At 33.2% G+C, this 11,701-nt stretch carries 9 protein-coding genes; all 9 read left to right on the top strand.

Annotated elements, in window-relative coordinates; all coding sequences use genetic code 11:
* Positions 1-9: 9 nt before the first annotated feature.
* The 9 genes from nrfD (at position 10) to UXY25_RS07885 (ending at position 11,677) form a co-directional block, all read left to right on the top strand.
* Entirely contained in the window at positions 10-1,416 is a 1,407-nt protein-coding gene (gene nrfD, locus UXY25_RS07925; RefSeq protein WP_320815461.1) for an NrfD/PsrC family molybdoenzyme membrane anchor subunit, read from the top strand.
* Positions 1,417-1,420: 4 nt separating this feature from the next.
* The gene (locus UXY25_RS07920; RefSeq protein WP_320815460.1) at positions 1,421-1,945 is read left to right on the top strand and encodes a DUF3341 domain-containing protein; all 525 of its coding nucleotides are present in this window, start codon (positions 1,421-1,423) and stop codon (positions 1,943-1,945) included.
* A 9-nt stretch (positions 1,946-1,954) separates the two neighbouring features.
* Positions 1,955-2,515 carry a cytochrome c gene (locus tag UXY25_RS07915; protein ID WP_320815459.1) on the top strand — a complete coding sequence of 187 codons (561 nt, stop codon included), beginning with the start codon at positions 1,955-1,957 and terminating at the stop codon, positions 2,513-2,515.
* 30 nt (positions 2,516-2,545) lie between these two features.
* A complete protein-coding gene (locus UXY25_RS07910; RefSeq protein WP_320815458.1) occupies positions 2,546-3,868 on the top strand; it encodes a quinol:cytochrome C oxidoreductase in 1,323 nt (440 codons plus the stop codon).
* Positions 3,869-3,887: 19 nt separating this feature from the next.
* On the top strand, positions 3,888-5,039 hold the full coding sequence (locus UXY25_RS07905; RefSeq protein ID WP_320815457.1) for a cytochrome c oxidase subunit II: 1,152 nt from the start codon (positions 3,888-3,890) through the stop codon (positions 5,037-5,039).
* Between the two features lie 28 nt (positions 5,040-5,067).
* Positions 5,068-6,837 carry a cbb3-type cytochrome c oxidase subunit I gene (locus tag UXY25_RS07900; protein WP_320815456.1) on the top strand — a complete coding sequence of 590 codons (1,770 nt, stop codon included), beginning with the start codon at positions 5,068-5,070 and terminating at the stop codon, positions 6,835-6,837.
* Positions 6,838-6,912: 75 nt separating this feature from the next.
* The gene (gene ruvB / locus UXY25_RS07895) at positions 6,913-7,935 is read left to right on the top strand and encodes a Holliday junction branch migration DNA helicase RuvB (RefSeq protein WP_320815455.1); all 1,023 of its coding nucleotides are present in this window, start codon (positions 6,913-6,915) and stop codon (positions 7,933-7,935) included.
* 15 nt (positions 7,936-7,950) lie between these two features.
* On the top strand, positions 7,951-9,285 hold the full coding sequence (locus UXY25_RS07890) for a cytochrome P450 (RefSeq protein ID WP_320815454.1): 1,335 nt from the start codon (positions 7,951-7,953) through the stop codon (positions 9,283-9,285).
* 100 nt (positions 9,286-9,385) lie between these two features.
* Positions 9,386-11,677, top strand: coding sequence for an NADP-dependent malic enzyme (locus UXY25_RS07885; protein WP_320815453.1), 2,292 nt, complete (start codon positions 9,386-9,388; stop codon positions 11,675-11,677).
* Positions 11,678-11,701 lie beyond the last annotated feature (24 nt).

The following is an 11,701-nucleotide window of genomic DNA, read 5'->3' as shown; positions in this document are numbered from 1 at the left end:
ATAAAGGATATGTCGTCTCATTACGAAGCACCCATTAGAAAGCCTTTAGTAGTAGGAAGTAAATCTTACCACGATGTTACTGTAGATGTTGCAGCACCTGTTGAAGGTAGAGCTAATAAGCAATGGTGGATTGTATTTTCAATCGCATTAGCTGCTTTTCTTTACGGATTAGGTTGTATGATTTATACCATCACTACAGGTATAGGAACTTGGGGATTAAATAAAACAATTGGTTGGGCTTGGGATATTACTAACTTCGTTTGGTGGGTTGGTATTGGTCACGCCGGAACCTTAATCTCAGCAGTATTATTGTTATTCCGTCAAAAATGGAGAATGGCAATTAACCGTTCTGCAGAAGCAATGACAATTTTCTCTGTAATGCAAGCAGGTTTGTTTCCAATTATTCACATGGGTCGTCCATGGTTAGGATACTGGGTTTTACCTATTCCAAATCAATTTGGTTCATTGTGGGTTAACTTTAACTCACCATTACTTTGGGATGTATTTGCAATTTCAACATATTTATCAGTATCGTTAGTGTTCTGGTGGACTGGTTTACTGCCTGATTTTGCAATGCTTAGAGATAGAGCAATTACTCCTTTCACAAAAAGAGTATATTCTATACTTTCTTTTGGATGGAGTGGTAGAGCAAAAGACTGGCAACGTTTTGAAGAAGTTTCATTAGTATTAGCTGGTTTAGCCACTCCTCTTGTACTTTCTGTACATACAATTGTATCTTTTGACTTCGCAACTTCTATTGTGCCAGGTTGGCATACAACAATCCTTCCTCCATATTTTGTGGCGGGAGCTGTATTTTCAGGATTTGCAATGGTTAATACCTTGTTAATCATCATGAGAAAAGTATCAAACCTAGAAGATTATATTACAGTTCAACACATCGAATTAATGAATATTGTAATCATGATTACTGGTTCTATAGTTGGTTGTGCTTATATTACGGAGTTATTCATTGCTTGGTATTCTGGTGTAGAATATGAACAATACGCATTTTTAAATAGAGCAACTGGTCCTTACTGGTGGGCATATTTCTTAATGATGGCGTGTAATGTTGTTTCTCCACAAGTAATGTGGTTTAAGAAAATTAGAACAAGTATTATGGCTTCATTTATCATTTCTATCGTTGTAAACGTAGGTATGTGGTTTGAACGTTTCGTAATTATTGTTACTTCTTTACATAGAGATTATTTACCATCATCATGGACAATGTTCCAACCAACATTTGTTGATGCAGGTATATTTATAGGAACTATCGGATTCTTCTTTGTATTATTCTTATTATATTCTAGAAGTTTCCCAGTAATTGCTCAAGCAGAGGTTAAAACTATTTTAAAATCTTCTGGAGATAATTATAAGAGAGCAAGAGAAGCAAACGGTCATAATTCAGATAATCATTAATATCATGAGTAATAAAGTTATACACGCTATATATAATGATGACGATGTTTTAATGGATGCTGTAAAGCAAACAAGAGCAGCTCATCATCATATCGAAGAGGTTTATACACCTTTTCCAGTACACGGACTAGACAAAGCTATGGGATTAGCGCCAACAAGACTTGCTATTGCATCATTTATGTATGGTGTAGTTGGAATTTCAGTTGGTACTTTCATGATGTATTTTACCATGATTCATGATTGGCCACAAGATATCGGTGGTAAACCAAGTTTTAGTTATTTGCAAAACATGCCTGCATTCGTTCCTATTATGTTTGAAATGACAGTATTTTTTGCAGCCCACTTAATGGTTATTACTTTTTATATGAGAAGTAAATTATGGCCATTTAAACAAGCTGAAAATCCTGATGTAAGAACTACAGATGACCATTTTTTAATGGAAGTTGGTATTCATGGAAACGAAGAAGAATTAGTTTCTTTTTTCCAATCTACAGGAGCAGTAGAAGTTAAAGTAATCGAAAAGCATTAATATCAAGATATGAAAAGCTTATATAAAATAGTAGCTGTATTAGGTTTGTCATTCATAGCAACATCTTGCTTTGATAAATCGAAACCAAACTACCAGTTTTTTCCTAACATGTATGAATCAGTTGCATATGAAACTTATTCAGAGTCAGATGCATTTAATTCTGAAAATGGTTTAAAAGGAAAAGAAGGTCAATTACCAGCAGAAGGTTCTATAAAAAGAGGATTCGTTCCTTATGAAATACCAAATACGCCAGAAGGTTATTTGCTTTCTAAAACAATAACTACTTCGCCTTTAGATAGTATTTCTGGAAATACAGAAAAAGGTAAAGAATTGTTCAATATTTATTGTGCAATTTGTCACGGAGAAAAAGGAGACGGAAAAGGAACCTTAGTTAAAAGAGAAAAATTTCTAGGAGTTCCTAGTTATGCTGATAGAGAGGTAACGGTTGGTAGTATTTTTCACGTAGTGACTTATGGGTTAAATTCTATGGGTTCTCATGCAAACCAACTTTCTAAAGAAGAAAGATGGCAAGTTGCTGATTACGTTTTGAAACTGAAGTCTGAATTATAATTGTAAAACACTTTTTTGAAAATCATTGATATGTATACATTTTCAAGTAAATTAAAAACTTTTTCTCTTATCCTTATGATTGTAGGGGTAATTGGTATTGGGGTTGGCTTTATGAAAGCTCCAAAAACGATTGAAGAAGTTGAACAGATATTAAGCGCTGACCATGGGCATGATGCTCATGCAGATGCAACAGCTCATCATGGCGCAGATGCTCATGATGCACATGCAGCTGCTGAACATAAAGAACATTTAGAACACGTATTACATCAACAACAAAATAAGCCATGGGCTGCATTTTATGTTGCTTGTATTTTCTTTATGTTAATTTCAGTAGGTGTTTTAGCATTTTATGCTATTCAATATGTTTCACAGGCGGGTTGGTCACCAGTTCTTTTTAGAGTAATGGAAGGGATAACAAGTTATTTGTTGCCAGGTTCTATTATTTTCTTTCTAGTTCTTGTAGCTGCCGGTATGCATCTTGGACATAATGGTATTTTTGTTTGGATGGACGAAGCTGTTGTAGCTAAAGATCATTTATTACAAGGTAAAGTAGGATACTTAAATGTGCCTTTCTTTCTTGGTAGAGCTGCTTTTTTCCTAATTGTTTGGAATTTATATCGTTACTTTTCAAGAAAAAACTCAATTGCTCAAGATAATGCAACTGATAATTTATTCTTCAAAAAGAATTTCAATATCTCTGCAATGTTTTTAGTATTCTTTATTGTTTCAGAATCTATCATGTCTTGGGATTGGATTATGTCTGTTGACCCACATTGGTACAGTACATTGTTTGGATGGTATGTGTTTGCAAGTTTTGTAGTTAGTGGAATTACAGTTATTGCATTTGTAGCATTATATTTGAAATCAAAAGATTTATTGCCAGAAGTAAATACAAGTCACATACATGATTTAGCTAAATTTATGTTTGGATTTAGTATTTTCTGGACTTATTTATGGTTTTCTCAATTCATGTTAATTTGGTACTCTAATATTCCAGAGGAAGTTACTTACTATGTAACAAGAATCGAAAATTATAACTTACCATTTTTTGGAATGTTAGTTATGAATTTTGTATTTCCATTTTTAATTTTAATCAACACGGACTTTAAGCGATTAACTTGGATTATTGTTATGGCTGGTATTGTTGTTTTATTTGGTCATTATCTTGATTTTTTCAACATGATTATGCCTGCAACTGTTGGTGATCAATGGTATATAGGAATTCCAGAAATTAGTTCATTGTTGTTCTTCTTAGGTTTGTTTATTTTTGTAGTGTTTACTGCTTTAACAAAAGCTCCACTTGTTGCAAAAGGGAACCCATATATTGAAGAGAGCAAACATTTTCATTATTAATATTTAAAGAAATAAACAAATGACAAGTTTATTGATATTCTTAGTTTTAGCTTTAATTGGAATTGCAGTTTGGCAATTGACTAAAATTTTCGACCTATCTCAAGTTGGTACTTCAAAAGATGATTCTGGAGTTGCTAATGATTACGATAATAAGGTTAACGGTTATTTAATGTTTGCCTTTTTAGGTTTCATTTATGTATTTACAATTTATTCTCTAGTTGTATGGGGAGATTTAGTTTTAGGAACTCCAGCTTCTGCTCATGGTCCTGAAGTAGATAATTTAATGAACATTTCGATGGCATTAATTTTCTTCGTACAAACTATAACACAGTTCTTATTACATTATTTTACACATAAATATAGTGGTAAAGAAGGTCAAAAGGCATTGTATTTAGCGGATAACAATAAGTTAGAAGCAATCTGGACTATTATTCCGGTAATTGTACTTTCTGGTTTAATTCTTTATGGATTATATACTTGGAATGATATTATGTATTATGATGAAGAGGAAGATGTAATGTATGTAGAAGTTTACGCTAAACAATTTGCTTGGGAAGCTAGATATGCTGGTGAAGATAATACATTAGGTAAGGCTAACGTAAGATATATTGAGGGTGTAAATACTTTGGGTGTAGATTTGGAAGATCCTGCTGCAAACGATGATAAGGCAGTTAGTGAATTACATATTCCAACAGGTAAAAAAGTTGTATTTAAGTTTCGTTCTCAAGACGTCTTGCACTCTGCTTATATGCCACATTTTAGAGCGCAAATGAATTGTGTTCCGGGAATGGTTACCCAATTCGCTTTTGTTCCTACGGTTACAACTGCTGAAATGCGTTTAGACGAAAAAATTGTTGCTAAAGTAATTAAAATCAATAAAATTAGAGCTGCAAAAAGCCTTAAGCTCGTTGCTGAAGGTAAAGCTGCTTTAGATCCTTACACTTTTGATTATTTATTATTATGTAATAAGATTTGTGGAGCCTCACACTATAACATGCAAATGAAAATAGTAGTTGATACTCCTGAGGATTTCAAAAAATGGTTAGCTGAAAAGCCTACTGTTACACAAGTTTGGAAAGATGCTAATGCACCAGCTCCAGTTGAAGTTAAAGTTGTTGCTCCGGTAGCGATTGTTGATTCTGCTATGGTAGTTGCACAAGTTATAAAATAATTTAGGTTTTTAATTTTAGAATAAGATTATGTCAGCACACGAACACGGTCATCATAAAGAAACTTTCATTACTAAATATGTTTTTAGTATTGATCATAAGATGATTGCTAAGCAATATTTAATTACAGGAATGTTAATGGGAATCATAGGAGTTATGATGTCTATTTTTTTCCGTATGCAAATTGCTTGGCCAGAAGAATCTTTTGAGATATTTAAAATATTTTTAGGCGAAGATTATGCTCCGGGTGGAGTTATGAAAAATGATATTTATTTAGCATTAGTTACAATTCACGGTACTATAATGGTGTTTTTTGTACTTACTGCTGGATTAAGTGGAACGTTTAGTAACTTGTTAATTCCTTTACAAATTGGAGCTAGAGATATGGCGTCTGGGTTTATGAATATGATTTCATACTGGATGTTCTTTGTTTCTTCTGTTATTATGATCGCTTCTTTATTTGTAGAATCTGGACCGGCATCTGCAGGATGGACAATTTATCCTCCTTTAAGTGCCTTGCCACAAGCTATACCAGGTTCAGGTACAGGTATGACACTTTGGTTGGTTTCTATGGCTATATTTATTGCTTCTTCGTTAATGGGGTCTTTGAATTATGTAGTTACAGTTATCAATTTAAGAACAAAAGGAATGACAATGACGCGTTTACCTTTAACTGTTTGGGCATTTTTTGTTACAGCAATTATTGGTATTATTTCATTCCCTGTTTTATTCTCAGCAGCATTATTGTTAATTTTTGATAGAAGTTTTGGAACATCATTCTTCTTGTCAGATATTTTTATTGCAGGTGAAGTTTTACATTATCAAGGTGGTTCTCCAGTTTTATTTGAGCATTTATTTTGGTTCTTAGGTCACCCTGAAGTATATATTGTGATTTTGCCAGCAATGGGTCTTGTGTCAGAAATTATGGCTTCAAGTTCACGTAAACCAATTTTTGGTTACCGTGCCATGATTGCTTCTATTATTGCAATTGCATTTTTATCTACAATTGTTTGGGGTCACCACATGTTTATTTCAGGTATGAATCCTTTCTTAGGATCTGTATTTACATTTACAACTTTATTAATTGCAATCCCATCAGCTGTAAAAGCATTCAACTGGATAACTACTTTGTGGAAAGGAAATTTACAATTAAACACAGCAATGTTGTTTTCAATTGGGTTTGTTTCTACATTTATTACAGGTGGTTTAACGGGAATTATTTTAGGAGATAGTACGTTAGATATTAACGTTCATGATACATATTTTGTTATTGCGCATTTCCATTTAGTAATGGGTATATCTGCACTTTATGGATTCTTTGCGGGTGTTTACCACTGGTATCCAAAAATGTTTGGTAGAATGCTTAATAAAACATTAGGGTATGTTCACTTTTGGGTAACTGTAGTTTGTGCTTACGGAGTTTTCTTCCCAATGCACTTTATAGGAATGGCTGGTTTACCAAGACGTTACTATACTAACTCTGCATTCCCATTGTTTGATGAATTAGCAGATGTGAATGTTTTAATTACTGTTTTTGCTATTATTGGTGCTTCTTTCCAAGTTGTTTTCTTCTGGAATATATTTTATAGTATGTTTTATGGTAAAAAAGCAACACAAAATCCATGGAGATCTAATACTTTAGAATGGACTACGCCAGTTGAGCACATACATGGTAACTGGCCTGGAGAAATCCCTGAAGTACATCGTTGGCCATATGACTATAGTAAACCAGGTCACGAGGATGATTTTGTGCCTCAAACTGTTCCTATGATGGAAGGTGAAGAAGAATTACATCATTAAAATTTATAAAAATATATAAAATACCTTTCCATTTTGGAAAGGTATTTTTGTTTTAAGTTTGCTTATATTTGTCTTATGAATGAGAATTTAGACCCAAATAAAGATAGGTTTACTCCTCAAGAGATTGATGTCGAAAAGGCATTAAGGCCTTTGTCTTTTGATGATTTTGCTGGTCAGGAACAAGTTTTAGAAAATTTGCAAGTATTTGTACAAGCTGCAAATTTAAGAGAGGAAGCGTTAGATCATACTTTATTTCATGGCCCTCCAGGTTTAGGTAAAACTACCTTGGCAAATATTTTGGCTAATGAATTAGGTGTTGGAATCAAAATTACTTCTGGACCTGTTCTAGATAAACCAGGGGATTTAGCTGGTTTATTGACAAATTTAGAAGAAAGAGATATTCTTTTCATAGATGAAATTCATCGTTTGAGTCCAATTGTTGAGGAATATTTATATTCTGCTATGGAGGACTTTAAAATTGACATTATGATTGAGTCTGGTCCAAATGCTAGATCCGTTCAAATCAATCTTAACCCTTTTACACTTGTTGGTGCTACCACTCGTTCAGGTTTGTTAACTGCGCCCATGCGTGCTCGTTTTGGTATACAAAGTCGTTTGCAATATTATAATACAGAACTTTTGACTTCAATTGTTGAAAGAAGTGCGTCAATTTTAAAAATGCCTATAACTACTGAGGCTGCCATTGAAATTGCTGGAAGAAGTAGGGGGACTCCACGTATTGCAAATGCCTTACTGCGAAGAGTTAGAGATTTTGCTCAAATAAAAGGAAATGGTAGTATTGATATAGAAATTTCAAAATTTGCTTTGAAAGCACTTCATGTAGATGCAAATGGACTTGATGAAATGGACAATAAAATACTAATAACAATTATTGATAAGTTTAAAGGTGGACCTGTTGGTTTGACTACTATTGCAACGGCTGTTTCAGAAAGTAGCGAGACAATTGAAGAAGTTTATGAACCCTTTTTAATTCAAGAAGGATTTTTAATGAGAACGCCAAGAGGTCGTGAAGTAACTGAAAAAGCATACAGGCACTTAGGGAAAGTTAAAAACAACATTCAAGGAGGTCTTTTTTAATATTAAATAGAAATAATGAGAGTTTTAAAACAAATTCCTGAAGTCTCGTTCCTAAAGTTCCTCAGACATTCGGTTTCTATATTACGAAATCCATTACCGTTTCATAACTCTAATTTTCTTTTACACGGCAACTCTTTCAGATTGAAAATTGGTTTTAGAAAATCGGTTATTTTTACTCGTGATGCTGAACTGTTGAGTTATGTGCTCCAAAAAAACCAAAAAAATTATACAAAGTCGCCCATTCAAACTAGAGATTTAGCGAAATATATTGGAAAAGGTTTGTTAACTGCCGAAGGTGAAAAATGGCAAAAACAAAGAAAGTTAATCCAACCTGCTTTTCACAAAAGTCAATTAGCACTTTTGTTAGATACAATTCATTCGATTATCCAAAAGGAACTAAATAATATTGTTACTGATAAACCAAGTGATGTTTTTCCAGTTTTTAATGATTTGGCTTTTCAAGTGGTTGTGAAATCTTTGTTTAGCTCAGAAATTAAAGAAGACGATATTAAAAAGCTGCAACATGCAACAGAAATAACCCAGCAAATGCTTGTTAAAGAATTGCGCCAGCCTTATTTAGGTTGGTGGTTTAAAGTTTCTGGCAAAATAAAATTTCATATTGATTTAATTGACGAATCTAGAGCGATTTTAAGGAGGTTGGTTAATGAAAGAAAGCAAAGTGCTTCTAAGTATAATGATTTATTAGATATGTTACTTGACGCTCGTTATGAAGATGGCGAAGCGATGGAAGAAGCTCAATTATTAGATGAAATCTTAATTTTATTTGCTGCTGGTCATGAAACTACTTCAAATGCTTTAACTTTTACGTGTGAATTATTGGCTCGTAATCCAGAAGCCCAAAATAAGATTTTAGAAGAAGTTCATAAAGTAAAAAATGAATCTTCGGATATTATGCATTGGTTAAAAAACAGTAATTATACTAAAATAGTTATTGAAGAAGCAATGCGACTGTATCCACCTGCATATTTTATCGATAGAATTAATAAAGAAGATGATCAATTTAATGGTTTTGAATTGCCAAGGGGTTCTAATTTATTATTTTCTGTATACGAAATTCACCGTCATCCTGATTTTTGGGATAAACCAGAATCGTTTGTCCCTGAACGTTTTTTAGATGAAAATATTAAATTTTCAAAAAATTATTATCCATTTGGAGCAGGTCAAAGAATGTGTATTGGTAATAATTTTGCCATGTATGAAATGATTTTGGCAATTATGACGGTTGTTGAACAATATGAAATTTTAAAAAAGAAAACACCTATTCAGATAAAGCCATTAATTACCTTAAAGCCTTTTGAAGCTATTTTAGAATTTAAAGCCAGAAAATAGCTTATTTTTCTTAATAATTTCATTTAGTAAAAGAATTGGGTTAAATTTTTTTTGTTGACGTGCTTATGTTAACTTTGTGAGTTCCTATAGATTTAATCATATGCATAAAGATACAAAAAGAAGAGAAGCATTATTATATCATGCTAAACCTACACCTGGTAAAATTCAGGTAGTTCCTACAAAAAAATATGCTACACAAAGAGATTTGTCATTGGCTTATTCGCCAGGGGTTGCTGAACCATGTTTGGAAATTGCAAAAGATGTAAATAATGTATATAAATATACCGCTAAAGGAAATTTAGTCGCTGTAATTTCAAATGGAACAGCTGTTTTGGGTTTGGGGGATATTGGGCCAGAAGCGTCGAAGCCAGTTATGGAAGGAAAAGCACTTTTGTTTAAAATATTTGCAGATATTGATGTTTTCGATATTGAAGTAGGTACAAAAGATGTTGAAGAGTTCATACAAACCGTTAAAAATATTGCGCCAACCTTCGGAGGGATTAACCTCGAAGATATTAAAGCTCCTGAGTCATTCGAAATTGAAAGAAGATTAGTTGAAGAATTGAATATTCCTGTAATGCACGATGATCAGCATGGTACGGCAATAATTTCATCGGCAGCTTTATTGAATGCTTTAGAATTAGCAGAGAAAAATATAAACAAGATAAAAGTTGTAGTTTCAGGTGCTGGATCAGCAGCTTTAGCTTGTGCTAATTTATATGTTTTATTAGGAGTAAATCCTGAAAAAATTATAATGTTTGATAAAGATGGTGTTTTGTCTTCTGAAAGAACAGATCTGTCTGATTTGCAAAAAAAATATGCAAAAGGAATGCCAAATACCACACTTGGTGAGGCATTAAAAGATGCTGATGTGTTTTTAGGACTTTCGGCAGGAAATGTTTTAAAGCCAGAAATGCTTATTTCAATGGCAAAAGACCCTATTGTTTTTGCAATGGCAAATCCAACACCGGAAATTGAATATGATTTAGCTATTGCCACTCGTGATGATATTATTATGGCAACTGGTCGTTCTGACCATCCTAATCAAGTAAATAATGTTTTAGGGTTTCCTTATATTTTTAGAGGAGCACTAGACGTTAGAGCTACAAAGATTAATGAAGAGATGAAGATGGCTGCTGTTCGAGCTTTAGCAGAATTGGCGAAGACACCTGTTCCTGAACAAGTAAATATTGCTTACGGAGAGACTAAATTAAATTTTGGTAAAGATTATATCATTCCTAAGCCTTTTGATCCAAGACTGATTTCAGTAGTTGCTCCTGCTGTTGCGAAAGCAGCAATGGATTCTGGAGTTGCGCAAGTTGAAATTCAAGATTGGGATAAATACGAAGAAGAATTATTAGATAGATTAGGTTCTGATAATAAGATGATACGTATGTTAGTCAATAGAGCTAAAACTAATCCAAAACGTGTAGTTTTTGCTGAAGCAGATCATTTAGATGTATTGAAAGCGGCACAAATTGTTCTTGAAGAAGGAATTGGAATCCCTATTTTACTAGGGAATAGAGAAACTATTAAAGAATTAAAAGAAGAAATTGGTTTTGATGCAAATGTAACCATTATAGATCCAAAATCTAAAAAAGAAAAAAACAGGAGAGATATTTATGCTCAATCATTTTGGAAAGCTAGACAAAGGAAAGGACTTACCTTTTTAGATGCTCAAAAATGGATGCGTGAGCGTAATTATTTTGCAGCAATGATGATAAACGAAGGCGAGGCCGACACACTTGTTACAGGCTATTCTAGAAGTTATCCGTCAGTTGTAAAACCAGTTTTAGAATTAATTGAAAAAGCACCTGGAGTAGTTAAAATTGCAACTACAAATATGATGATGACAAGTCGAGGGCCTATATTTTTGTCGGATACGGCTATTAACCCTGATCCAACTGCCGAAGACTTAGCTCGAATTGCATTAATGACAGCAAAAACAGTTAGAATGTTTGGAATGGAGCCAGTTATTGCAATGGTATCGTTTTCAAATTTTGGGTCGTCAGTAAATCCAAATTCTTCTAAAATAAGAGAGGCTGTTGCTTATTTACATAAATATTATCCAGATTTAATTGTTGATGGAGAAATTCAAACCGACTTTGCTCTAAATTCAGAACTTCTGAAAAGTAAGTTCCCGTTTTCTAAATTAGTCGATAAGAAAGTAAATACATTAATTTTCCCTAATTTAGATTCCGCTAACATTACTTACAAAATGATGAAAGAATTAAATAAGTCAGATTCTATTGGTCCTATAATGTTAGGCCTTGATAAGCCTGTTCATATTTTTCAATTAGGAGCAAGTGTAGAAGAAATGGTTAATATGGCAGCAGTATCGGTTGTAGATGCTCAAGAAAAGGAAAGAAGATTAAGGCAAGTAAATCAATAATATTTTTTATTTTTGGTAACAAAC

Origin of the sequence: Flavobacterium sp. (assembly GCF_034111225.1) — a bacterium.
In the GTDB taxonomy this organism is placed as follows: Bacteria; Bacteroidota; Bacteroidia; order Flavobacteriales; family Flavobacteriaceae; genus Flavobacterium.
The sequence above is the reverse complement of the archived record's forward strand: the minus strand, read 5'-3'. Positions and strand labels throughout refer to the sequence as shown.

Excerpts from the sequence above, each read along its gene's own strand:
- nrfD (WP_320815461.1), top strand. The coding sequence starts at position 10 with ATGTCGTCTCATTACGAAGCACCCATTAGAAAGCCTTTAGTAGTAGGA.
- UXY25_RS07920 (WP_320815460.1), top strand. The coding sequence starts at position 1,421 with ATGAGTAATAAAGTTATACACGCTATATATAATGATGACGATGTTTTA.
- UXY25_RS07915 (WP_320815459.1), top strand. The coding sequence starts at position 1,955 with ATGAAAAGCTTATATAAAATAGTAGCTGTATTAGGTTTGTCATTCATA.
- UXY25_RS07910 (WP_320815458.1), top strand. The coding sequence starts at position 2,546 with ATGTATACATTTTCAAGTAAATTAAAAACTTTTTCTCTTATCCTTATG.
- UXY25_RS07905 (WP_320815457.1), top strand. The coding sequence starts at position 3,888 with ATGACAAGTTTATTGATATTCTTAGTTTTAGCTTTAATTGGAATTGCA.
- UXY25_RS07900 (WP_320815456.1), top strand. The coding sequence starts at position 5,068 with ATGTCAGCACACGAACACGGTCATCATAAAGAAACTTTCATTACTAAA.
- ruvB (WP_320815455.1), top strand. The coding sequence starts at position 6,913 with ATGAATGAGAATTTAGACCCAAATAAAGATAGGTTTACTCCTCAAGAG.
- UXY25_RS07890 (WP_320815454.1), top strand. The coding sequence starts at position 7,951 with ATGAGAGTTTTAAAACAAATTCCTGAAGTCTCGTTCCTAAAGTTCCTC.
- UXY25_RS07885 (WP_320815453.1), top strand. The coding sequence starts at position 9,386 with ATGCATAAAGATACAAAAAGAAGAGAAGCATTATTATATCATGCTAAA.